This is a genomic window from Pontibacter liquoris, from assembly GCF_022758235.1.
In the GTDB taxonomy this organism is placed as follows: Bacteria; Bacteroidota; Bacteroidia; order Cytophagales; family Hymenobacteraceae; genus Pontibacter; species Pontibacter liquoris.
The window spans coordinates 2,182,198-2,206,884 of record NZ_JALEBG010000001.1; the positions used below are offsets into that span (position 1 = coordinate 2,182,198).

The window sequence follows — 24,687 nt, forward strand, 5'->3', positions numbered from 1 at the left end:
CGACAGGAGCTTTTGAATTTATACTAAAGCCAGAGATTATCCGCGGCCGTGCATCATATACATCAGCTTGCGGGTAAGGGCCACCAGTATCAAACCAGCTACAATCACAAATACGCCGATAGTAGAGAAAATGGTGAATGCACCAAGCTCTTCTACATAAGAAGCGATGTAACCACCGGCGATCTGGGCCACAAACGGCGCCAGGAACCACACACCCATCAGCATCGATACCAGCGTAACCGGCGCCAGGCGTGTTACCATCGACAGTCCGATTGGGGACAGGCAAAGCTCACCGATTGTATGAAAGAAGTATGTGGCGATCAACCACATGATGCTTGCTTTCACCGCTTCATCCTCTACGCCGCCACGCTGCATCACAGCGCCCACCATAAAGAAGAAACCAATTCCGAGCAGAATCATACCAACGCCCATTTTGGTTGGAATGCTTAGGTCTTTGCCGCGCTTGGATAAGTAGATCCAAAGGTTGGCTGTAAGCGGAGCAAACGCTACAATAAACAGCGGGTTAACAGACTGGAACCAGGAAGTCGGGATCAGGAAGCCAAACACTTCACGGTCAATATACTTGTCGGTATAAAGCGTCAGGGAGCTGCCCGCCTGCTCAAAACCGGCCCAGAAGAAAATCACAAACACGGTAATGATAAAGATAACCGATACACGGTCCACTTCTTCTTTGGTAAGCTTGGTTTTGGTGGGTTTCCCTGTCAGAGCATCATTCTCCACTTTTACAGGCTTCAGACCAATATCCCCCAGGTATTTCTGGCCAAGTGTGTTAAATACGATCTGGCCGATAACCATGCCTATACCGGCTGCCAGGAAACCAAACTGGAATCCGTAATGCGTTACGCGCTCTACGCCATTCACAATGGCTTTGGTGGCAAACAGGTCTTCGGCAAGATAACCACAGATAAGCGGAGCAAAGAACGCGCCCACGTTAATACCCATATAGAAGATGGTGAATGCCGAATCGCGGCGCGGGTCGCCCTGTGCATACAGGTTACCCACAATAGATGAAATGTTAGGTTTAAAGAAACCGTTCCCCAGAATCAGCAAAGCAAGCCCCAGATACGTCATCTCCACGCCTATGTAAGGCGTCGAAAATAAGCTGAACTGGCCCAGGGCCATGGTAACACCCCCGATGAGGATCGCGCGCCGATGGCCTAAGTACTTATCGGCTAACCATCCGCCGGCGATAGGCGTAAGATATACCAGGCCGGTGAACCAGCCGTAGATCAGGGTGGCGTTAGCTTCGCTAAAACCCAACCCGCCTTCGATGACTGTTTTAGAGAGGTAAAGCGTTAACAGACCACGCATACCGTAGTAACTGAAGCGCTCCCAAAGCTCCGTGAAAAACAAAAGGTACAGCCCTTTCGGATGCTTTTGCTTTCCCTTTGCCACTGCATCATCTTGGATGTAGCTGTCATTTACCTCTTCGGTAAGGGAATTTTGATTTCCAGACATAAATGTTTATAAAAGTTGGTTAGTGTGATTCGTTAACCTTAAATAAAAAGTAAATATATCTTTTTTGACGCATCCCGGCAAATATTTTCTGAATCCTACCTTATCAAAACGCAGTAAAATGATTGAATGAGTATGTACTTACTCATATTAATTTTTATACTTTTGTGCTAAAATTCTGAAACATCCACTTCGCTATTAAAACCTAAAAACATCACATGAAAGAAACTGGCGTAAAATCAAATGCAGTTGGTCTGGAAACCCTAGGCATTCTGGAAGCAAAAGAAGTACTCTGGAACCTGCCTCCTGCAGCTTTGGTGGAAGAAGCCATTAAAAATGCAGAAGGCTATTTAACGGATACCGGCGCGCTGATGTGCGATACGGGTAAGTTTACCGGCCGTTCTCCCAAAGACCGTTTCATTGTCAAAGACGAGCGAACGGCGGATACTGTCTGGTGGGGCGACATCAACATTGGGTTTGACCCGGAAAAGTTCGACCTGCTGCAAAAGAAAATGGTGGATTTCCTGAAAGACCGCAAACTATATGTGCGCGATGCCTATGCCGGCGCCCACCCGGATTACCGCTTAAACCTGCGCATTGTGAACACGCAAGCCTGGCAAAACCTTTTCTGCCATAACATGTTCCTGCGCCTTACGCCGGAGGAGCTTGCCAGCCATGTGCCCGATTTCACCATCATCTGCGTGCCAGAGTTTTTAGCGGATCCGGAAGTAGATGGAACGCGGCAGTCCAATTTTGCCATCATTAACTTTACCTTGAACACCATCCTGATCGGCGGCACCGGGTATGCCGGCGAAATTAAGAAAGGGATCTTTAGCGTACTCAATTACATGCTGCCACAGGAAAAGAATACCCTGTCGATGCACTGCTCGGCCAACGTAGGCCAAGATGGCGATACAGCCATTTTCTTTGGCTTATCCGGTACCGGTAAAACTACTTTATCTGCTGACCCGAACCGCGGCCTGATCGGCGATGATGAACATGGCTGGACAGACGATAGCGTGTTTAACTTTGAAGGCGGTTGTTATGCCAAGGTAATCGACCTGACCCAGGAAAAAGAACCGCAGATCTGGGATGCCATCACGTTTCCGGCCATTGTAGAAAACACCCGCTTTGTGCCTGGCACCCGCACCGTAGATTATACCAACAAGTCTGTTACGGAAAATACCCGCACAGCCTACCCGATCGATCATATTGCCAATGCTGTGGAGCCCTCCCGGGCAGGTATCCCGCAGAACATCTTTTTCCTGACAGCCGATGCCTTTGGGGTTTTGCCTCCTGTTTCGAAGCTGAACACCAGCCAGGCCATGTACCATTTCATTTCGGGCTACACGGCTAAGGTAGCCGGTACCGAAGTAGGCATCACCGAGCCTCAAACCACTTTCTCGGCTTGTTTTGGCGCCGCCTTCCTGCCGCTGCACCCCACCCGCTATGCCGAAATGCTCGGCCGCAAAATGCAGGAAAGCAATGTGAATGTATGGCTGATCAATACCGGCTGGACGGGTGGTCCTTATGGCATCGGCCACCGCATGAAACTCTCCTATACCCGCGCCATGATCACGGCCGCCCTGCAAGGTGACCTGGAGCAGGTGGCGTATACCATGCATCCGATCTTCCAGGTTGCCATTCCGGACAGCTGCCCAAACGTGCCAGCCGATATCCTGAACCCGCGCAATACATGGGCCGACAAAGACGCTTATGATGCAAAGGCATTGGAACTTGCAGCTTCCTTTATCAAGAACTTCTCTAAGTATGCCGATTATGCCAGTGAGGAGATCCTGGCAGGCGCGCCGCACGCTGCCGCAATCGCATAACTCCGCAATCTTATCTTTGAAGCCTCTCCGCAACCTGCGGGGAGGCTTTTTTTGTTTAAGGCTTTTCCATAGGCGCAAATTCTATACCTTCGTATATTATATAGCCACTTGCCCCTAACGCCCTTAAGCCCCGACTGCCCGTGCACATCTTCTATACACCCGACCTGAAAACCGATACCTATACCTTGAATGAGGAAGAATCGAAGCATTGCACCCGTGTGCTGCGGCTGCAACAGGGCGACATGGTGTCGCTGGTAGATGGCGTTGGCGGGCTTTATACCGCCATCATCCAGGATGCGCACCCTAAAAAATGCAGCCTGCAGATCATTGAAAAACAGCTGGAGTATAACAAGCTGCCACACGAAATTCATATTGCCGTGGCGCCAACCAAGAACCTGGACCGGATGGAGTGGTTTGTGGAGAAAGCCGTGGAGATAGGTATAAACGAGATCACTTTTCTGTTGTGTGAGCATTCGGAACGCCGGCAACTGCGCCTGGACCGGCTGGAAAAGATAGCGGTAAGCGCCATGAAGCAGTCGCAGAAAGGCTACCTCCCGCTCTTGCATGAGTTGGTGCCCTTTCAGCATTTTGTGCAGACCTGCCAGCCCGAGCAGACATTCATCGCTCATTTAGAAGATGATGCCACCAAAGGTATAAAGGAATTTTATAAGCCCGGGCAGCCGCACTGCATCCTCATCGGGCCCGAAGGAGACTTCTCTCCGCAGGAGATCGCCCTAGCTTATAATGCCGGCATCCGGCCGGTTACGCTGGGCAAAAGCAGGCTGCGTACCGAAACGGCCGCTTTGGTGGCCTGCCACACGCTACATGTACTGCACGATGTGCTGGCCCCGTTATAAAGTATGGCGAACGTTTAAAGCACCGGATTATGAAAAAAAGCATCCTCCTGTTTCTGCTCTTTGCCGTTGTGGCAGCGCCTGAATTGCTGGCCCAGAACCCGGGCTTTAAAATTGCCAAGCTCAAGTATAACGGCGGCGGCGACTGGTATGCCAATAAAACTTCGTTGCCCAACCTGATCCAATTTTGTAACCGGAACCTGAACATGAACATCGCCCCCGAAGATGAGGTGGTGGAGGTCGGAAGCCCGGAATTGTTCAGCTACCCGTTCGTGCATATGACGGGGCACGGGAACGTTGTTTTTTCGGATGCAGAAGCGCAGAACCTGCGCAAATACCTGCTAAGCGGCGGCTTTCTGCACATCGACGATAACTATGGCTTAGATAAATTTATCAGGCGGGAGATGAAGAAGGTCTTCCCCGAACACGAGTTTGTAGAATTGCCTTTTGATCACCCGATCTACAAGCAGAAATTTACGTTTGCGCACGGCCTGCCCAAAATACACGAGCACGATAACAAGCCGCCTCAGGGCTTTGGCATCATTCACGAAGGCAGGCTGGTGTGCTTTTATACCTATGAAACGGACCTGGGCAATGGCTGGGAAGACCAGGAAGTATACAACGATCCGGAAGCCAAAAGGCAGCAGGCCCTGCAAATGGGAGCCAACCTGTTAACCTATGTGCTCACCCATTATCAATAAGAAGATTTTACCCAGTTTACCGTAATTTATACCTGCTCCGGCTCACTCATACTTGCGCTTAAATATCTCCGATAGTATAAAAGCATCTTTGGCTGTGGTCGGGTTTCGCAAAAGCTCTTTGTAGGGCTGCTGCTTGGCCTGGACTTTATCGTAAGCATTGAAAGCTACCTGCCGGCGCTGCTGCGACTGCCGTAACACTTGCCGGGCCTCTGCCGGCTTCTCCCACGATAACTCTCTAACAGGCATTTCCTCGTAATTTATCACTACGGGCTGCGGCCTGGGTGTAAGTTCCTGCCGCACCTTTTCTTTGGCCGATTGTACCAGCACCTCTCCTTTTGCCAGCGGCTTTTGCGCTTTTGGCTGTAGCTCCCGCAACATGTCTTCCAGCGAAGTAGCTGGCCTGGGAGGCTGCAGCGGTTTGCCTTTGGAAGTATAGCGGGTGTCCTCGGGTAGATGGGCGTCGTCGGGTCCTTTAAACGCTTTCAGCCACTTGGTAAAGATCAGATAGGCAACCCCGAGTAAAATATAAAGTATGATTTTGAAATCTTCCATAGCGTATTTTTCTATTCCAAGATAAGCAATAAAGCAGCCCGATACAAATGGTGGGTCCGGCTTAGTTAGGCGCTCCATATACCACACATTAAACGCCTTTTACTGTGCAGCGGGTTCTTCCCGCACCGGGCAGCTCTGGCGCTGAGGTTATACTTTGCTCTTCCAAAAACAGCCCCTGCAAAATGCCAGCAGCAGAAAGATACAAACTGCGCCATAGCGCTGTATTTGAAGGATTCCATTCTATAACAGGGGCCAAAGTATAAATTTCTTTGCACCACTTCTCAGAAATCAGGCGTTCGGTTCATGCAGGTAACTAAAATACCCTTATTTTTGAGTTAGGTTTATAGATTTCCGCTAACGCGAATGCAAGTATCAAGATTAGAAATCAAAGGATTTAAAAGTTTCGGGGACAAGGTTGTTATCAATTTTGATAACGGCATAACCGGGATTGTAGGGCCAAACGGCTGTGGCAAGTCTAACATTGTGGATGCCATCCGCTGGGTGCTGGGCGAGCAGAAAACCCGCAACCTGCGCTCTGATAAAATGGAGAACGTGATCTTTAACGGCTCCAAAACCCGTAAACCGGTGCAGCTGGCCGAGGTGTCGATCACGTTCGACAACAACCGTGGCGTGCTGCCCACCGAGTACTCGCAGGTAACGGTAACCCGCAAATACTACCGCAACGGCGACAGCGAGTATATGCTCAACGGCGTCACCTGCCGCCTCAAAGACATCAACGAGCTTTTCCTGGATACGGGCATCGGCTCGGACAGCTACGCCATCATCGAGCTGAAAATGGTGGATGAGATCCTGAACGATAAGGAAAACTCCCGCCGCCTTTTGTTCGAGGAAGCCGCCGGCATTTCGAAGTTCAAGGTGCGCAAAAAGCAAACCCTCAAAAAGCTGGAAGAAACCGACGCTGACCTGGAACGCGTGGAAGATGTGCTTTTCGAGATCGGCAAGAACATGAAAACGCTGGAACGGCAGGCAAAGCAGGCCATCCGGTATTTCCAGTTGAAAGAAGATTACAAGAAACACAGCCTGGAATATGCGCGGCGCAATGTATCCCAGTTTCAACAAACGCTGGAGCGCCTGGAACAGGATGTGCAGCAGGAAAGCACGTTAAAGGAAAACTATATTGCGGCTGTTACCGAAGCGGAAGAAGCTATTGCAGACCAGAAGCAGGAACTGAACCAGACCCAGGAGCAACTGGCCGAGATGCAGAAATCCATGCAGGTGCAAACGGCAAAACTGCGCCAGCTGGAAAATGATATCAAGCTACGTTCCGAGCGCAGCCTGTTTCTGAAAGAGCGCGTGCAGCAGCTGCGCATGCAGATAAGCCAGGATACGGCTACCCTCGACCATACCCAGCAAAGTATAGCTGACCTACGCGAGGAACTGGAAACCGTGCAGGAGCAGTTTGCAGACGCCGAGGAACAGGTTGGCGAGCTGAAAGAGCAGGTGCAGGAAGCAAACGAGCAAAAGATGACGCTGCAGGATGCCTTCCAGGAACTGACGCAGCAGCAGAAAGCAAAGCAGAACGAAGTATACCAGCTCAACAAATCACTGGAGATCAGCCAGGTGCAGATCCAAAGTATAAACCTGGAGCTGGAGCGTATGCAGCAGCAGCAGCTCACCGCCGACGAAGATGCCCGTTTATTTATGGAGCAACTGCAGGAGGCGCAGCTTAACCTGGAAGAGCGCACCACCTTGCTTGTGCAATTGCAGGCCCGGGAAGAGTCGCTGCTGGAGAGCATCGAAAAAACAGAGCATGATATTGAAGCGCTTAAAACGCAACTGGTAGACCTGAACCGGATGCTGGACGCCCGCCAGAATCAGTATACCCTGACCCGCTCGCTGGTCGAGAACATGGAAGGTTTTCCGGAAGCGATCAAGTTTTTGTGCCAGGCAGAAGGCTGGTCCAAGCGGGCTCCTCTCCTTTCTGATATCATCTCCAGCAAGCCTGATTATAAGCCGCTTATCGAGAGTTACCTCGAGCCCTACATGAACTTCTTTGTGGTAGATTCGCTAGCTGATGCGCTGGAAGCAACCAGCCTGCTGAAGCAGGAAAACAAAGGGCGCGCCAACTTCATCATCCTCTCCGAAGTGGAAGAGCTGGAGCCAACGGCCACTTTCAGCGAAGGCAAACTGGTAGCGGCCTACGAGGTGGTTTCGGCAGATAAGAAGTATGGCAGCCTGCTGAAGTATATGCTCAACAACGTATACATCAGCGAGGATACGGAAGACGATTTCTCTTCTGAAGATTACCGCACGATTATTCTTAAAGATGGCTCGGCCATCAAAAAGCCGCTGAGCTTATCCGGCGGTACTGTGGGCTTGTTCGATGGTAACCGGTTAGGCCGCAAGCAAAACCTGGCGCAACTGGAAGAGGAAGTAGCCGCGCTCACCAAACAGGTAGACCTGCTGCAGAGCCGCATTAACACGCAAAACCAGATCCTGCTTAACTATAAAGGAGAGTCGCAGAAAGAGCCCATCAAACTGATCGAAAAAGAAGTAGCCCGTTTGCAGCAGGACCTGCTCACTGTGCGCATCAAGCATGAGCAGCACCAGCAAAACCAGCGCAACTTCGATCAGAAGCAGGACGAGCTGCAGGAGCGCCTCTACGCCCTGCGGGAACAAACGCAGGAAGTGTCGCCGCAGGCAGCGGCAGACCAGCAGGAATTGCAGCGCCTGGAAGAAGAACTGGCCGTTTACACCAACCAGCTCAATCAGCAGCAGGAACAGATCGCGGTGATTTCGGGCAGGTATAACCAGGAAAACATTACGTTCCATCACCTGAAGAACCGCCTGGCCAGTTTGCAGCAGGAGATCAGCTACAAGCAGAAAACGGTAGAAACAAACCAGGAGCGCATCACCGGTTTTAAACAGGAATTGGTAAAATCGGAAGAGGAAATTGCCGGAGCAGATAGCTTTATTTTCGAAAATCAGGCCGTGGTGGAAACAATGGTGGAAGCCCGCCGCGAGTATGGCTATGAACTGGAGGAGATCGAGAAGCAATACTTTAGCCTGCGCGGCGAGCTGGACGAGAAAGAGAAAGTGATCCGGGAGCTGCAACGCAAACGCCAGAATGCCGATGAGTTGCTGATGCGCATGCAGCAGGCCAAAAACGATACGCAGCTCAAGCTGGTGGCTATAAAAGAGCGCCTGGCAGCAGAATTCAATATTTCGGACGAAGACTTTGCCAGCCCGGCACCGGAAGCCGAACTGCTGATACCCCTCTCGAATGATGAGTTGAGCAAGCACATAGCAGAAACCAAAAGTGCGCTCGATAAAATGGGACCGGTAAACGCCATGGCGGCCGAAGCCTATACCGAGATCGAGGAGCGGAACACCTTTATTACTGAGCAACGCAACGACCTGGTTAATGCCAAGAACATCCTCATCGACACCATCAACGAAATTGACTCGGTGGCCAAAGAGAAGTTCATGGATGCCTTTAACCAGATAAAGCAGAACTTTATACTTGTGTTCCGCAGCCTGTTCACCGAAGAGGATAACTGCGACCTTGTGATCTCCGACCCGAGCAACCCGCTTGAATCCAAGATCGAGATCATGGCCCAGCCAAAAGGCAAGCGCCCGCTTACGATCAACCAGCTATCTGGAGGCGAGAAAACGCTGACAGCTATCTCGCTGCTATTCTCGATTTACCTGCTCAAGCCGGCACCATTCTGTATTTTTGACGAAGTGGATGCCCCGCTCGACGATGCCAATATCGACAAGTTCAACAACATTATCCGCAAATTCTCGCAGGACTCGCAGTTTATTGTGGTAACGCACAACAAGCGCACCATGGCCTCGACCGATGTAATGTATGGCATCACCATGATCGAAGCCGGTATCTCCCGCGTTATACCTGTAGACTTAAGGCAGATCGCTTAGTATAATCTTTCGATAAAAAAGAGCCGCAGCTAAAACGTTAGCTGCGGCTCTTTTCATTTATACTTATTTCTATTTTTTACCTCAGGTAGCAATTTACAAATGCTCTGTAAGTATAAACCCACCCTAATCCGTCCATGAAGGTGAATCACCTACTATCCTGGGGCATGTGTCAACTTGTGCTTACTACCCTGATTAGAGTATACTTGTAAAAAAAAGATCAAGCAAAGGTTTATCACTTCTAATCTTGTTTTACCTGGCAACACAAGCTAATTCTTGGGCTAGTGAATCAGGTAATTAGTTGATGTCACTAACGATCTTGCTCTGTCAAAAACAGTTGATGCTGTATTTTTTTCGGGAGTTTGGATCGTACCAATTCATACGACTGCTTAACATAAGATTCCCACTCCTGCATAGATAACCGCCCCCACTCCTGCACCTGCACCCATTTGTTCCGCGCCATGTAGGGTGCCGGAATCACTTGCGGTGAGCTGGAAAGCTCGTCAAACTCTTCCTCTCTTACTTTAAACGATACCGCATGGGGTGCTTCCAGCGAAGTGACACAAAACATCTTGCCTGCTACCGAAAAGCAAAGATCAGCGCCCCACTTGATGTCTTCGCTTACGCCGGGTAATTGCAAGCAGCATTCGCGCAGCTTTTCTATGTCCATTGATTTATATTAAGTATAAAAAGAATAGCTTATTGTGAAAGAAACTTGAGTCTATACCTAGCGAACGCCGTTTTCAGGAAAGCGCCCAGACTTAGTACGGTAAAAGGCTTGGATCTTCTCCAGGTCAGCATCAAAATCACCTGAAGGATAAATGGTTGGTCCGATACCTGCTTCTTTTTTAGCATAATCCAGGTAGCCCAACACGATCGGAACGCCTGCCCCCTCGGCCACATAATAAAACCCACGGCGCCAGCGGGGCTGGTATTTTCGGGTGCCTTCCGGGGTTACCATCACGCACATGTCCTGGCCAGGTCGCTCATCGAAAATCCTGATCATGGCATCTACCATGCGCGTGTTTTTGGAACGGTCGATGGGCAGTGCGCCCATGCGCCGGAGCAAGCCGCCGAAAGGGAAGCCCATGAACTCCTTTTTGATTGTGAACCGAATCGGAGCATCCATCAGGTAAAAGGCAGCGCGGGCATAGATAAAATCCCAGTTACTGGTATGTGGGGCAGCCACCATCACACAGCGTCTGTTCTCGGGAGTAAGCCCCCCGTGTAATGTCCAGCCCGATACTTTAAAGATGAGCTTGGATAGATATTTTGCAAACATGGTTTATGTAGGTATAAGCGCCTGTCACCGTTACCGCTCCTCAGCAGCAGGGTCAATGGCAGCTTAAATATAAGGTATAAATTCCTACATACCCCTATTTACAAGGCCTGCTTGATAACATTTGCTCTTTTGCGAAGCAAATAAGCCTGTACGCCAAAGCCCAGCATAGGTCCATAAGTGATGTAAGACTTTCCGTTTTCGATCTGTTTGAAATAACGCACGGAAAGGAGGGGCTCGAGCGAGAACTTTTCATTAAAAAAGTAAGCATAGCCTACGCCCAGCGCACCCGCGTACAGGTTGTTCTTCTCGCCTGTCGAAAAGTTTAGCAAGCCCATCTCAAGCGAGAGCTCACCAAATACCCCGTTATCCAGGTAATAGCGCGTAAAGGGCCCTGCCAGCAGCATGGTTTTCCGGAAAGGTTTGTTTTGCTCGGCATTGGAGGTAATTTTCAGGCTTTCATGATTCATGGTGATGTTGAGTCCAACGGCGAAATCATGGAGCAGAAAATAGCCGTTTTTAGCCTGCAGCATGGCCTGTATCTTGGTGCCCTCTACCGTCTGGCCGGGGAGGCTCAACTCATCAGTCATTTTATCAGCCGTGGCATTCAGGGTACCCCCAATCAGGATGGAACCCTGCTTTATCTTGGCATTCATGATGAAACTTTTGTTTTCCTGCGCCAAAAGGGTGATGGGCAGAAAAAAGAGCAGGAATAAAAATGAACGCATAAGTCAGGATTGGTTTTGAGCTTATACGTAAATCAGCAAAGGTTATGTTCTATAAATTACAGATTTTTATAGCAAAAATTATAATTTAGGATTATTTATATAGTAGCTGCTTAATATGCCGTTCCATTTGCATGGTATAGCGGTAGCCGATATCAAAAATCTCATCTGCTTTCCGGTAATTGACCAGCCTGTAGTATTTCAGCTCCTGCGGCTCCAGCAACATATCACACATAGGAATCCGTAGTTTCACATTGTTGTTGATGGCAAGCAGCACGGTCCGTTCCAGCATACTCCGGAAAGAAGTAACCTGCGCCTGATGGTTAACAGGATTCACATGCACGCCAATCTTAACATCGCAGTTATTATAAAGCGGATCAACGGGAAGGTTGTTGAGCAGCCCGCCATCGTTGAGCAGCTTGCCGTTAAAGGAAACAGGCTGATAAAGGATAGGCACGGCAGCGGAGGCCATCAGTGGCCGGATGAGCTCACCGGAAGAAAAGTAGGCGGTCACGCCTTCGTTCATCTCGGTAGCACTCACCACTACAGGAAGCTTTAGATCTTCGAAAGTAGCATTTTCGCCCAGGTGTTGCTTATACAGCTTTTCCACTTCAGCCAGGTGCATCAGCCCGATCTTGCCAAAAGTAGGCCGGACGATCTTAAAGATGCTCAGTTCTTTGATCAGCTTCAGGATTTCATCAGGCGTAAAGCCGGCGGCGTAAAAAACACCCGCAATAGCCCCCGAGCTAACCCCGGAAATCATGCTAATCTTTAGCCCCAGTTCATCAAATGCTTTTAATACACCCAGGTGTGCAATGCCTCTGGCGCCACCGCCAGACAAGGCTAGTCCTATCCGCATGCTTATACTTCGTTCAGGGGAAAGGTGCTGCCCAGGCGGATTCCTTTTTCGGTTTGCTGCACAGTACAGCATTCATTCACCGCATCGTGCTCCAGGTACAGCACATATTCTTCCCGGGCGGCCTGCTCCAGGAAAGCAGCTTTCTCATCCAAGGTTAACAGCGGGCGGGTATCATAGCCCATTACATAAGGCAGCGGAATATGCCCTGTGGAAGGCAGCAGATCGGCCATAAACGCCACCTTCTTGCCTTTATAAGGTATGATAGGCACCATCATTTTGTCCGTGTGCCCATCGGCATAGAAAATATCGAATTGCGGAAAAGGAGATGGTGCTGCCGGATCTATAAACTGCAATTGGCCGCTCTCCTGCATCGGCAAAATATTTTCTCTCAGGAACGAGGCTTTTTCACGGGCATTGGGTTTTGTAGCCCACTCCCAATGCGCGGCATTAGACCAGTAGGTGGCATTCGGGAAAGCGAGCTCCGGAGCTCCCGTGCTTGCGTTATACTTCACGCCGCCACCGCAATGATCAAAATGCAGATGCGACAGAAACATATCGGTTACATCTTCCGGCGCAAAGCCAGCCTGCTTGATCGATTTCTCCAGCGAAGCATCGCCGTGAAGGTAATAATGGCTGAAGAACTTGGCATCCTGTTTGGTGCCAATGCCATTATCTATGAGGATCAGCCGGTCGCCATCTTCAATCAGCAGGCAGCGCATGGCCCAGGTACATAGGTTATTCTCATCAGCAGGGTTTGTGCGCTGCCACAGTGTTTTAGGCACCACGCCAAACATGGCCCCACCATCCAACTTAAAAAACCCTGTATCTATTACATGTAACTGCATTGGTAGAAGTTAGAAAGTTAAAAGGTTAGAGAGTTAGAAAGTTATAATGTTTCGGTATTTGCTGGTGGCTTATACTTTGATTAGGCCGTGCGAGTTGAAGAAAAGTTAGATTCGCCAAAGATTATGATAAACTACCCCTTTGGCTTTCTAACTTTCTAACCTATACCTTTCTAACTTTTAGCTTTCCAGCACCACGCCCATATTCGAGAACTTATCGATGCGTTGCATAATGCGGTCGCCGGAATCTATGGTTTCCAACTCGTCCAGCAGTTTAATGAGCTCTTTTTTGAACATGCGCATCATCTTCTCAGGCTCCAGGTGAGCGCCACCGAGGGGCTCTTTGATGATGCCGTCGATAAGCTTATGCTGCAACATGTCTTTAGCTGTAAGTTTGAGGGCTTCTGCTGCCTGTTCTTTGTAGTTCCAGCTGCGCCATAAAATAGACGAGCATGATTCAGGCGAGATCACCGAATACCAGGTATTCTCCAGCATCATCACGCGGTCGCCAATGGCAATGCCCAGCGCGCCACCAGAGGCTCCCTCTCCTATGATGATACAGATTACCGGCACTTTGAGCATGAACATCTCTTTCAGGTTACGGGCAATGGCTTCGCCCTGTCCGCGTTCTTCTGCTTCCAGGCCGGGGAAAGCACCGGGCGTGTCGATAAGCGTGACGATGGGACGGTTGAATTTCTCGGCCATTTTCATCAGCCGGAGTGCTTTGCGGTAACCCTCGGGGTTTGCCATCCCGAAATTGCGCATCTGGCGCTGCTTGGTGTTGCGCCCTTTTTGCTGACCGATAAACATGATGCTGCGGCCATCCACTTCACCGAAACCACCCACCATAGCTTTGTCGTCGCTTACAGTGCGATCGCCGTGCAGCTCGATAAACTTATCGGTAATGCCGTTAATATAATCTAAGGTATAGGGCCTGTCGGGGTGGCGCGAGAGCTGCACACGCTGCCAGCGGGTCAGGTTGGCATAGGTTTCCTTCTTCAGGGTCTTGATCTTCTCCTCCAGGGCCTTTACTGCCTCCGACACATCGACCTGGCTTTCGGAAGCCAGTTTTTTCATGTCCTGCAGTTTGCCCTCCAAGGCAGCAATGGGCTGTTCGAAATCTAAAAGCATAGTTCTTTCGCTAGTTTCAGTTACAAATTTAAGAGTTTCCTGAAATGGTGACAGAGAAGATTACGATTTCTGCCAGATAAAAAAATAATGAGCGTGTGAATGAAGCATTTACACCTTTTAAGGCAAAATATAGCCTGAAAAAGATGCTTTGCTCTTGCAGAATTAAAATCAAGAATATACCTTTGCATCACTCTAACGAAAAGCGCTGGAGAAAAACAAAACGGTCTGGTAGTTCAGTTGGTTAGAATGCCGCCCTGTCACGGCGGAGGTCGCGGGTTCGAGTCCCGTCCAGACCGCAGGTAATACTGCGGTAACGCACACAGCGCACCAAGCGCTTAGTTTAAAATCTTGGTCTGGTAGTTCAGTTGGTTAGAATGCCGCCCTGTCACGGCGGAGGTCGCGGGTTCGAGTCCCGTCCAGACCGCGAAAGCCTGAAGAGAAATCTTCAGGCTTTTTTGGTTTTATGGGTGTTCGTAACCTCAGTTCTGCCCTCTCCATTTACTAATGAGCCTCTTACACGGGAAAGTGAGATCTGTAGTTGGTTCTTATTCATGTATAGGCATTGCAATATCGTGTCCAACCACCCCTGCCCTCCTTGACTTTCAAAGGGGGGCCCCTTTACCCCCAGGAGAGGAGCATGTTGTTACTATTGTTGAAGTATAAGCGGTGTAGTTCGGAATGTTGTGTAAAGAGTTACTCTTTTCCATGTTGTCATCTCGACGCAAGGAGAGATCTGTTTGAAATATTTTCAGGATTCAGTATCAGATTTCTCACGTTGTTCGAAATGACAGTTTTCTGAAATATGAACAGTATAGTTTAAGTGAAAAAAGAACATTTCCCTCCTCCCTTCAAAGGGGGACTTTTGGCTGATGGAGGGAGACAGTATACTTGCATAGTGAAAGCTTCATCTCCCTTCCACCATGATCCTTTCAGGATGACAAAGAAGAAAGAGACAAGGAGGAGAGGTTTATACTCAAGCTAAACTTTCAAAGCGGCTGCCATTGCGCGGACAGGTTGCGACCTGTCTCTACAGGATTTAAGTTGCATAGTATAAGCCGTAGCTATCAAAACTAATCCCAGTCCTTGGGTAGAGCGCCTTGGTGTGTTGCGGTGCCTGAAAGGCAGCCCGCTAGGGCAGCTTCACGCCACAGCGCGATACCCAAGGACGAGCCCGCGCGGGCTTGGAGCGCTCCAAAGCTAAAAGTGAAACAAGACAAGTATAAGACTGAGGAATATAGTTAGCTAATAAGTATAGCCGGAAGCAATTAGCTGAGGAAGAAAGGCAGCTATCAAGTATAGCAAAAGCATAAAGTAGCCTCAAACAGCCACTACCAAGTATAACCGGAATATCTTACTTGTAGATCAGCCGCTAGCAAGTATAGCCGAGAAGTATAAAACAAAGTATGAGAACATCACGACGTTCTTAAAACTTATGCCGATAAAGGCAAAAAATAATTTAGTGTCCTGCTATAAAACGAAAAGCCTGAAGAAATCATCTCCAGGCTTTTTGATAAAATCTTTGCGCTAATTTATTCCTTACAGCCTAGCATCTACCAGGCTTCGGTCCAGGCAGGCTTTGGTATCGAAAATAACCGCGTTGTTGCGCTTATACTTCAGGTAATCGAAGTTTAGGAACTCGTTGTGCGCTACAGCCACTACAATGGCATCGTATACCACGTGCTCGTCCAGCTTATTTAAGATCTGCATGTTATACTCATGTGCCACTTCTGCCACATCCGCCCAAGGGTCATAAACGTCTACCTGCAGACCAAACTGCGTCAGCTCGTGGTAAATGTCCACCACGCGGGTATTGCGTACGTCCGGGCAGTTTTCTTTGAAAGTAAAGCCCATGATCAATGCGCGCGAGCCTTTGATCTTGTGATCTTTGTTGATCATCAGCTTCACCACTTTATCAGCTACAAACTGTCCCATGTTGTCGTTTACCCGGCGGCCGGATAAAATAACTTCCGGATGGTAGCCCAGCGATTCGGCCTTATGCGCCAGGTAATAGGGGTCCACGCCAATGCAGTGCCCGCCTACCAGGCCCGGCTTATACTTCAGGAAGTTCCACTTGGTGCCTGCCGCCTCGATCACATCATTCGTATCGATGCCGATCTTATCAAAAATGAGAGCCAGCTCGTTCACAAACGAAATGTTCACGTCGCGCTGGGCATTTTCGATGGCTTTGGAAGCTTCGGCTACTTTTATACTAGGCGCTTTGTGCGTGCCGGCATCAATAATAGAGCGATACAGATCATCTACACGCGAGGCGATTTCTGGGGTGGAGCCGCTGGTCACTTTCTTGATCTTGGTCAGGGTATTGATCTTATCACCTGGGTTAATCCGCTCCGGCGAGTAGCCGGCAAAGAAATCCTTATTAAACTTCAAACCCGATACGCGCTCCAGTACCGGTACACAATCTTCTTCGGTACAGCCCGGGTAAACGGTTGATTCATAGATCACCACGTCACCGGTTTTCAGCACGCTGCCTAGCATTTGCGAGGCTTTGATCAAAGGCTGCAGATCAGGCGCTTTAAACTGATCGATAGGCGTTGGCACTGTTACAATATAGGTATTGTAGTTTCGGAGGTCTTCTTTGTCGGACGAAAAATGAAGTCCGATCTTTTTCTTTCCCTCCTTTTTCAAGCCGATCACTTTTTCCAGATCCGCCATGTTGGCTTCCTGCGTTCTGTCCCGTGCTTCGCTTAATTCCTGCACGCGCTCGGCATTGATATCAAAGCCCAGCACATCATACTTCTTTCCAAATTCGATGGCAAGTGGCAGGCCCACGTACCCTAATCCAATGATGGCAATCTTAGCATTATCGACAATGCCATTGTTTCCGTTGTTGCTCATTTTAAAGTTGACAGATGAAACATATGCCTTACAGGCAGATATTAATATACACGAATATACTATTATAGCTAAATTTAGTTGAGCTTACGGACGCTTTTATTGCACCTTTTTCTTTCCACTGTTTCCTGGATATCCTACTGCTAACGCATAAACCTGCCGAAATACTATATCTTACGGCCAGGAGGCACAACAATACTGCATAAAGCGGCAGGCGTTTATTTCAGAGGTACTGCATCAGCTTTCGCAGGGGTTTAAGGAAACGCGTGTAAAAGTGTGGTTTCAGTCCGTTCAGGTGCCAGGCAGCCTGATCTTCCCGGTTTGCCCGTATCCTGTTCCTCCACGTAGCATTACTTTTCCCGCCCACACGCATTTTAACCAACTTCTCCGGAATATAACGGGTGGTGATCTGGTGCTTGTACAAAAAGCGAAGCATTAATTCATAGTCGGCAGCACTTTTAAGCCGGGTATTATAAAGGCCATAATTCTCAAAGCAGGCTTTCTTTACGTAAAAAGTCGGGTGAGGTGGCATCCAGCCGTAAATAAATTTTTCCCGCCTATAGCTTCCAGAAACCCAGTTACGGACAATGTTATTGGTATTCTCCTTCCGTACATACAGTAGGTCGCCGTACACGCTGTCGGTCTCCTGTTTTAAAAACGTTTGCGCCACGGTAGCAACCGCCTCTGCATTGAAAAAAATATCGTCGGCATGCAGCAGCCCAATCACCTCCCCTGTTGCCAGTAGTATACCTTTGTTGATGGCATCATACAGCCCCTGATCAGGCTCCGAGACGAACTGGCTGATACGGGCGCCATAGCTTTTCACCACGGCCACGGTACCGTCGGTAGAATTCCCATCCACCACAATGTACTCGATATGCGGGTACGTCTGGCCCAACACCGATTCAATTGCCTCCGCAATGGTTTCGCAGTTGTTGTATACAATGGTGATCAGTGAAATTTTCACGGAAGCCGAAGGATTAGTATGAATGTGTCTGGTTAAAGTATACTTATACTTTTGATGTAATGGCATGAGGCTACAAGTATAGCGCACATGCTTCAATTCTAATTAGCCCGAAAGTCACTCCCTGGCTATTTCCAGCCTGTTTCTCTTAATGCAAAAAAGTAATCTCCCGCTTGCGCTTCTCGGTAGCTGGGTTTCCCTGGTAGATCCCGAAGGGCTGCAAGGCCGTGGTCGCAACTGAGCCAGAGGCCAGCACGCTGTGAGAGCCGCAGGTTACGCCCGGACACACCATGGCTTTCGCCCCGATCCAGACGCCTTCTTCCAGCGTAATGCCCGCTACTAGCAGATCAAAAGCAGGCTTCCTGTAATCATGACTCCCAGTCAGTAGCATGGCTCCCTGGGAGAGCGTTACGTTAGCGTGCAGCACCACATGGGTTAGGTTATCGATCCATACCTTCTCCCCGATCCAGACATGATCTCCCACGGTAAGTAACCACGGGTATTTAATATTCACCCCCGGCTTAATGTCCACTCCCATGCCTACTTCAGCGCCAAATGCCCGCAGGAGAAACACTTTTAGTTTGCGGAACGGGTTGAGCGGATTGATAAAGAAAAGCGCGTTTACCACAAACCAGAGGGAGCGTTTCAGCGGACCGGCGCCTGTGTCGTACCAGGCATTGTTGTAGCAGGCTTTGTTCACTTTTAGCTGTTCGTCGGTTAGCATAATTTATCGGAACATTAACTGGTTTAACGCTACGGCATCCTTATCGTTTATTACCTGCTGCCCGTAATGATATGCATTTTCAGACCAACGGTCATAGGCTTCCTGCCCCATATGCACAAAGGTTTCCAGGGCATTTACAAAAGCCGCCGGAGTGCTTAAGGGCAGATCAAAGCCAACTTGCCGGTGCGCCAGGTCCTGCCAGGGTGTCTGGTCGCTGATGAGCACAGGGCAGCCGCTGGTAAAACTTTCCAGGATGATATGCCCAAAATTTTCTCCCCGCGTAGGCATCCACAAGGCATGATTTTGATTTAAAGTTGCAACCACTTCATTAGTCTTTAAACTGCCTTTATAGGTTGCGTTGATAGTTGAGGGTAAGCGTTTCATCAGTTCCTGGCAAGCTTCCCAATATGCGACATCGTATACAGGACCATAGATATCAAAACTGATCCTGCCGCTATGCTGCCAGCCTGCCAGCACTTCTAAGGCATAAAGTAAGTTCTTTTCAGGTGAAATGCGCGCAATGTTGACAAGCTTCAACTCACCTGCTGTTTTGGCACGTCTGCTGTTTGCGTGTGCATCGGTTACTTTCGGCAGGTTTGGCGCTACTAAAACTGTAGCTTCGGAATCGATCGCCTGAAGTATAGCCTGCTTCTCTCCTTCATGGGTGGCATGAAATATGATACCCTTGTACAGCCTCAGACGCTTGGCTATACTTAAGAACAACTTTTTCCGGTGGCGTTTTACGTTAATGGCGCTCGAGGCCAGCATGCCCCTAGCCGAAACAATGATATGCGGGTGTTGCTGACGCTTTAGAATATAAAGGGGCAGGATCGAAAAGTAAAGCGAATAAATGCCATTGATATAGGCAATATCCGGCGCTACCGACCGGATCACCTGATGTAGGTTCCGGAATGTCAGCTTACCTGCCGAGAAGTAGTATACTTGGATATGGGCATCCAGTGTATTCCAGGCGTCTGAGGTGATGCCCTGGTATGGCAGCGTTTCACAATAATCCGTGTCACGGGTGATAATATAAAAGTCGATTTCCTCCTTCAGATGGGCTACCAAGTTGGCACACGATTGTACAGGCCCGCCTGCTTTATAGCCGGGTACAAACCAATCGACTGTCAGGAGCACCTTTTTCTTCATCATGTTAACATCCTTTCGTACAGGGCCAGATACTGTCGGGCAATCAACTCGGGCTGATACTTTTTAGCATTCTGCAGCCCATTCGCGATCAGTGTTTCCCGAAGCGCATCATTTCGGATCAGTTCCAAAAAACCTTCCCGGATGGCGGCTATACTATGCGGATCAACCAACAAGGCCGCGTTGCCTGCCACTTCAGGCATGGCGCTCACATTGCTCGTCAGCACCACCCTTCCGGTCGCATTGGCCTCCACGATCGGCATTCCGAATCCTTCAAATATAGAAACAAAACTGACAATATCAGCCTTTCTATATTCGGCTGCCAGCTCCTCATTCGTCAGACCTGCCTTGTTTTCAAAATCGATGCGACATTCCTGTAAAAGCTCTTGTTGCGCAGGGGTTAACATCCCGATTATGGTGAGTTTACAAGGTATGCCTGCCAGGGCTTTGATCGTTCGTTCTAGGTTTTTGTTTTGCTTCGTTCCGATCTGCAGAATCGCCGGCATTTCTTTCTGAAAGAGCTTCGGTACGTACTGAAACAACTCAGAAACAGGGTTCGGAATCACGATCACTTTCCCGGGGTTTACCGGCACCTGTTCCAGCAGTCTGGCTTTGGTCTGGTGCGATACCACCGTTACAAAGCGGGCCCGCGAGACCGGCCATTTGAGCCAAAGCAGTTGCAGCGCCCATGCGGCCAGCACATTCTGCCGTTCCAGCGATTCCACATCGTGGATGGTGAGAACGATCGAGCGCCTGCTCAGAAAGAGCGCAGTATAGGTAATGTCGCCCGTAATATGATTCACATGCCTGCTCCTGTTTTCCCGTAGCTCGCGCACGAGTTTCCACCTGTTAAACAAGCCAGCATTTTTGCTTTTTAAAGTATAAAGCCTTGCCTCCGTGCCTTTCCGTATATGAGGGTAAAGGGCCAGAAACAGGTTTTCAATGCTGTAAGCACCTGCGCGGTTTGGACGTAAAAAAAGCGTGATCGTAGGCAAGGCAGGTACTTGGTAATGTTTGAGTATAATGACTGAAGTTAAGGGTTTAAGTTAGATTTCCTATATCTCCACTTTAAGAACTTTCCGGAAAGAATAAAAAACCAGCAGCATCACAATTGTCGCCTTTACCAGGTAGTTCAGGGTCGTAGCCAGATCTGTTTCCGCCTTCACAACCTGCAAAAAAAGAAATGGGATCCATAAGACGTACGTGGGGTGCTGCCTGCTTTTTAAGATGATGACCCGCAGGATGAAGCTGAAGACAATCCCAATCAGGAACATAAACCAGATGGCTCCCGTTCTTCCGTAGTTGCCATATCCTTCTCCTAGCAGGCTGATGTTCATGCTGGTACCATCCTGCAGGATGATGCCCGTGAAGCGTTGCATGTTTCCCCGACCTCCGGCTATTGCCTTATTCTCTGATATAAAACGAGGCAGAAGGGCTGCACTGAATGCCGCATTTATGGTTTCTCCTTCAGCGAACGGCTGGTTATAAGGTATGTAACGCATCACCCTCGTGATAATCCAACCCTGATTTAGCCTCGTGATGGTATTTTCACTTCTTTGGATATCAAGTAACTGTTCAGGCGCATACAAAGTTTTCATTACCATGCTCATAAATAGTTCAGTTCTATTGAAAGAGCTTAAGGAGGCGTTTGACCAGGCTATGTTTCTATACTGGTACTTTACAGCCTGTAGAACAAGTAGCATAAAAAAACCAACAAAAACAGCAAACAACTTTTTTTTAAGACTAACCTTGTTCTTGATGGTATAGATGAAAAGAAAGAACATCGCCCATAACACAAGATCGTGGAAGACAGCAGAAGCAAGTACTTCCAGCAAAAGTGCGGCAAACACGATATAGAGAATGGTATTGTTTCTGGAAGGACTTATGTACAGATAAAAGGCTCCTACAAATTTTAACAAAGACAGGAGATATAAAAAAAAGAAAAGCGAAGGTGGAACAAAGCTACTGCTAATAGAAGCAAGAAAGCCAAGAACTATCAGGTAATAGGCACCTTTTATCTTGTGAGATGACGCTTCCTCCAGTTCCTGAACTGCGGTTCTGGAAATATGTCGTACACGAGCCACAGGTAAAAGCAGCCCTAAATGATAGAGAATAACCCCTGGTACAGCAAAACTAAAATATTCTTCTTCCGGTACTTGCATGCCATAAAATGGATGATTTACACCTGTATAGTAACTTAAAATGGGACCGACAATCCATTGTAGACAGGCCAGAAAAATAATTATAAGATTTACCGGGATTCCCTGCCCAAATCCGAAAAGAAGTTCAGTGAAAACATAAAGTGAAAAAAGAGCGCCAACCAGAGCAAGAAATGTCATGGAAGTAAATGCCAACAGTAGAATGGATACAATTGCAATAGAGGCTATATGAAAAATAGCTTTAGATGTACCGGCCTCATTGTTTAACGCTTCTACCATTTACTCAAAATTTACTTACCCTTTTAACAGTTCCTCGACGGCAACACATATTTTATCGTAATTCCAATCCTGGATTTTGAGGGCAGAAGCCTTCCCCATGTAACTTAGCTCCGCTTTAGTCATACTGCTCAACAAGTGCAGTTTCTCCTGTAGGCTGTCTATACTCCCTGCCTCGAAGATAAACCCGTTTACACCAGGCTGTACCAGATCAATTGCGCAACCTACTTTGTCGCTCACAAGTACTGCTTTTCCGCACGCCATTGCTTCGTTCACAGCCAATCCCCATGTTTCGCTGTCAGACCCCAATACAAATACATCGGCCATTCTGTAAACTGCTGGCATCAATGTCTGATTCTGAAAATCCATATAATGAACCTTTGCGCAATTCTTATACTTACTTTTCAGCTTAAACTCCAGTTGTCCATTACCAACCAGAATCAGGTGCGCGTCAATAGCAGGCGCAGCAAAGGCTTTCAGCAAGAGTTCCGGATTTTTAACAGATTCCAGTTTACCGGCATAGAGAAAGACTTTGGCCGCAGCAGGTATACCTAAGCGAGTTAAATTATTTTTTGCCCACAAGTCAGCTTCACCATCTATGTCAGAGCTAAATCTATTATTTTCTATTGCATGTGGCGCAAAAATAAGCTGTTCCGGCTTCAAACCGTGTTCTAGATAATAGGCTTTGTTCTGGCTGCCAACAAAAAGGGCAAAATCAACATAACGATAGATCTGCCTTAACACCAATCGTCGCAGCTGCTTTTTTATACCCTTTTTGTCATTCAGCAAAGTGGAGTCACCTCTGAACAAGACGGGCACTTTTCCGTTGAAATGACGCATTACCTGTAAATGCGAATAATAATTCCAACCTATAACCAGAATAGCGTCCGGGTTATAATCTTCTATTTCCTTGATCAATTCAGGATTTTGTATGCTCCAGAACGTTTTGGGTCCTATCGTAGCAGTTTTATTTCTTGTAAACAGATAGGAATATCCCTCCAGTAAAGGTATATCCCATGTAATTACTTTTCCGAATCCCGGATCAAAAACTTGTTCTTTCGCCTGGAACCAGGTATAGAATACTTTTAAATCAAGTTTTCCTATTGCAGAAAGCATTCTAAATATAGGTGCATTGTATTGCACCGGGTGCGTTGCAACTACAGCTAAGCGTTTCATGTTAGCTCCTCTAACTTTTGCACTAATGCTTGAGCAGAAGCCTTCGCAGAATATTTGTATAGCACCTGTAACTGAGGGCTCCAGGAAATCTCATCGTGAAGTAGAGTATCCAGCTTACTTACTATATCCTCTAATAATTGCTGTTCAGCTACTTCCTCCCTGTACTCAACCAGTAGGTCTTCTGCTCCACTCTCCTTCATTACCGTAACGGCGCTGCTCTCGCCATGCAATATCCCGAATACCGGCCTGTTGCTTAATAAGGCCTGGAAAGTTTTGGACGCGGTATAATGCTTTTCAGTACTGCCGATGATCATAACAGCAAAAGAAGCTGAAAGAAAATGAAGCACATGCAAAAAAGGAAACCGCTCCCGCACCTCATGCACAACAGTCTCGATTCCATAATGCCGGGCATAATCAGCGATCGTATTGCCCGCATAAGCGCCTGTTCCTAAAAAAAACAGTTGCTTCCGGTTATCCCATGCGCCCTGCTCTACTTTCTGCTTTATAGACTGGAACAATAGTTTAATAAACAAATGGGAATTGGGCAGAAAGGCACCTGCATAAACTAATGGCTGGCAATCCATGTTTGCCCACGGTAAGGTAATCTTGTCCACTTTAACCTGGTGGTCTCGGGGGTCGAAGCCATATGGCATGCCTACATGCGCCACGTGCCTTTTATTGAAATTACGATCCAGTACAGGGGCATAATACGCCGAAGACACACCGGAAATCAACGCAGCTTTTTTTACTGCAATGGGTTCCAGCCACCTGGCTACCAACAGGCTCAACTTCGATCGCCAGTCGCGGCGGTTGCTGATATCGCGCACCCAGGGGTCAATGTAATCAATACCATACTGGACACCCGTTTTGGCGTGCAGCAGCCTTCCTAACAAAGCGGTATAAAAGGATGGTATGGGGATCCAAATAAAATCAATGGGACGGCTTTGCAGCAGCTCAAGGGCTTTCCGGTACAGGAAAGGAAAAGCCCGCAGGCCAATATCCCCTACCAGTCGCGGATTTGTGATGCCAAAAGCTTTTGTATACACTACTTCCACATCAGGAGAAACTGTTTTAGCGATATCCAGGTCCGGCACTTCCTCATAATAGGCGGCCTTTACTGTCAGCACTACTGGTTGCCAACCAAATTCTTTGAGAAAGTTGGCGATCAGCCGGGGCCGGTGTACCCCAGCCAGGTTGGAGGGCACCCAATGCGGATAGATGATCAGGAGGTTCTTCATTAC

Annotated in this window: 20 protein-coding genes and 2 tRNA genes; 6 read left to right on the plus strand and 16 right to left on the minus strand. The window is 48.4% G+C overall.

The window, feature by feature from the left end; genetic code table 11:
- Positions 1-36 precede the first annotated feature (36 nt).
- The gene (locus LWL52_RS09020) at positions 37-1,479 is read right to left on the minus strand and encodes a peptide MFS transporter (RefSeq protein ID WP_242919002.1); all 1,443 of its coding nucleotides are present in this window, start codon (positions 1,477-1,479) and stop codon (positions 37-39) included.
- A 215-nt stretch (positions 1,480-1,694) separates the two neighbouring features.
- Between LWL52_RS09020 and pckA the strand changes: the two genes are divergently transcribed.
- The 3 genes from pckA (at position 1,695) to LWL52_RS09035 (ending at position 4,863) form a co-directional block, all read left to right on the plus strand.
- The gene (gene pckA / locus LWL52_RS09025) at positions 1,695-3,308 is read left to right on the plus strand and encodes a phosphoenolpyruvate carboxykinase (ATP) (protein ID WP_242919004.1); all 1,614 of its coding nucleotides are present in this window, start codon (positions 1,695-1,697) and stop codon (positions 3,306-3,308) included.
- A 140-nt stretch (positions 3,309-3,448) separates the two neighbouring features.
- Positions 3,449-4,165, plus strand: coding sequence for a 16S rRNA (uracil(1498)-N(3))-methyltransferase (locus LWL52_RS09030; protein ID WP_242919006.1), 717 nt, complete (start codon positions 3,449-3,451; stop codon positions 4,163-4,165).
- Positions 4,166-4,194: 29 nt separating this feature from the next.
- Positions 4,195-4,863 carry a DUF4159 domain-containing protein gene (locus LWL52_RS09035; protein ID WP_242919008.1) on the plus strand — a complete coding sequence of 223 codons (669 nt, stop codon included), beginning with the start codon at positions 4,195-4,197 and terminating at the stop codon, positions 4,861-4,863.
- A 42-nt stretch (positions 4,864-4,905) separates the two neighbouring features.
- Here LWL52_RS09035 and LWL52_RS09040 read toward each other — a convergent pair whose 3' ends face one another.
- A complete protein-coding gene (locus LWL52_RS09040) occupies positions 4,906-5,415 on the minus strand; it encodes a hypothetical protein (RefSeq protein WP_242919011.1) in 510 nt (169 codons plus the stop codon).
- Between the two features lie 363 nt (positions 5,416-5,778).
- Here LWL52_RS09040 and smc point away from each other — a divergent pair, with 363 nt between their 5' ends.
- On the plus strand, positions 5,779-9,315 hold the full coding sequence (gene smc / locus LWL52_RS09045; RefSeq protein ID WP_242919013.1) for a chromosome segregation protein SMC: 3,537 nt from the start codon (positions 5,779-5,781) through the stop codon (positions 9,313-9,315).
- A gap of 307 nt (positions 9,316-9,622) precedes the next feature.
- On the opposite strand, the gene LWL52_RS09050 is transcribed toward smc, so the two are convergent.
- The 6 genes from LWL52_RS09050 to LWL52_RS09075 form a co-directional block, all read right to left on the minus strand.
- Positions 9,623-9,982 carry an MmcQ/YjbR family DNA-binding protein gene (locus LWL52_RS09050; RefSeq protein ID WP_242919015.1) on the minus strand — a complete coding sequence of 120 codons (360 nt, stop codon included), beginning with the start codon at positions 9,980-9,982 and terminating at the stop codon, positions 9,623-9,625.
- 57 nt (positions 9,983-10,039) lie between these two features.
- A complete protein-coding gene (locus LWL52_RS09055) occupies positions 10,040-10,594 on the minus strand; it encodes a 1-acyl-sn-glycerol-3-phosphate acyltransferase (protein ID WP_242919017.1) in 555 nt (184 codons plus the stop codon).
- Positions 10,595-10,692: 98 nt separating this feature from the next.
- On the minus strand, positions 10,693-11,319 hold the full coding sequence (locus LWL52_RS09060; RefSeq protein WP_242919019.1) for a hypothetical protein: 627 nt from the start codon (positions 11,317-11,319) through the stop codon (positions 10,693-10,695).
- Positions 11,320-11,410: 91 nt separating this feature from the next.
- Positions 11,411-12,175, minus strand: a complete 765-nt coding sequence (locus LWL52_RS09065) for a patatin-like phospholipase family protein (RefSeq protein WP_242919021.1) — start codon at positions 12,173-12,175, stop codon at positions 11,411-11,413.
- A 2-nt stretch (positions 12,176-12,177) separates the two neighbouring features.
- Positions 12,178-13,020, minus strand: a complete 843-nt coding sequence (locus LWL52_RS09070) for an MBL fold metallo-hydrolase (protein ID WP_242919024.1) — start codon at positions 13,018-13,020, stop codon at positions 12,178-12,180.
- Between the two features lie 177 nt (positions 13,021-13,197).
- Positions 13,198-14,148 carry an acetyl-CoA carboxylase carboxyltransferase subunit alpha gene (locus LWL52_RS09075; protein ID WP_242919026.1) on the minus strand — a complete coding sequence of 317 codons (951 nt, stop codon included), beginning with the start codon at positions 14,146-14,148 and terminating at the stop codon, positions 13,198-13,200.
- Between the two features lie 222 nt (positions 14,149-14,370).
- Here LWL52_RS09075 and LWL52_RS09080 point away from each other — a divergent pair.
- Positions 14,371-14,444, plus strand: a tRNA-Asp gene (locus LWL52_RS09080).
- A 54-nt stretch (positions 14,445-14,498) separates the two neighbouring features.
- Positions 14,499-14,572: transfer RNA gene (locus LWL52_RS09085), tRNA-Asp, on the plus strand.
- 1,112 nt (positions 14,573-15,684) lie between these two features.
- Here the strand turns inward: LWL52_RS09085 and LWL52_RS09090 are convergent.
- The 8 genes from LWL52_RS09090 to LWL52_RS09125 form a co-directional block, all read right to left on the minus strand.
- On the minus strand, positions 15,685-17,004 hold the full coding sequence (locus tag LWL52_RS09090) for a nucleotide sugar dehydrogenase (protein WP_242919028.1): 1,320 nt from the start codon (positions 17,002-17,004) through the stop codon (positions 15,685-15,687).
- 220 nt (positions 17,005-17,224) lie between these two features.
- Positions 17,225-18,034 carry a glycosyltransferase family 2 protein gene (locus LWL52_RS09095; protein WP_255748870.1) on the minus strand — a complete coding sequence of 270 codons (810 nt, stop codon included), beginning with the start codon at positions 18,032-18,034 and terminating at the stop codon, positions 17,225-17,227.
- 79 nt (positions 18,035-18,113) lie between these two features.
- A complete protein-coding gene (locus tag LWL52_RS09100) occupies positions 18,114-18,689 on the minus strand; it encodes a WcaF family extracellular polysaccharide biosynthesis acetyltransferase (RefSeq protein WP_242919030.1) in 576 nt (191 codons plus the stop codon).
- A gap of 3 nt (positions 18,690-18,692) precedes the next feature.
- Positions 18,693-19,841, minus strand: a complete 1,149-nt coding sequence (locus LWL52_RS09105) for a glycosyltransferase family 4 protein (protein WP_242919032.1) — start codon at positions 19,839-19,841, stop codon at positions 18,693-18,695.
- Entirely contained in the window at positions 19,838-20,830 is a 993-nt protein-coding gene (locus tag LWL52_RS09110) for a glycosyltransferase family 4 protein (RefSeq protein ID WP_255748873.1), read from the minus strand. Before LWL52_RS09110 ends, LWL52_RS09105 begins: the two co-directional genes overlap by 4 nt.
- Before the next feature lie 60 nt (positions 20,831-20,890).
- Positions 20,891-22,273, minus strand: coding sequence for a hypothetical protein (locus LWL52_RS09115; protein WP_242919037.1), 1,383 nt, complete (start codon positions 22,271-22,273; stop codon positions 20,891-20,893).
- A 15-nt stretch (positions 22,274-22,288) separates the two neighbouring features.
- A complete protein-coding gene (locus LWL52_RS09120) occupies positions 22,289-23,446 on the minus strand; it encodes a glycosyltransferase family 4 protein (protein ID WP_242919039.1) in 1,158 nt (385 codons plus the stop codon).
- Complete coding sequence (locus LWL52_RS09125) at positions 23,443-24,651, minus strand: glycosyltransferase family protein (protein WP_242919041.1); 1,209 nt, start codon at positions 24,649-24,651, stop codon at positions 23,443-23,445. The genes LWL52_RS09120 and LWL52_RS09125 overlap by 4 nt, the downstream gene beginning before the upstream one ends.
- Between the last annotated feature and the right edge of the window lie 36 nt (positions 24,652-24,687).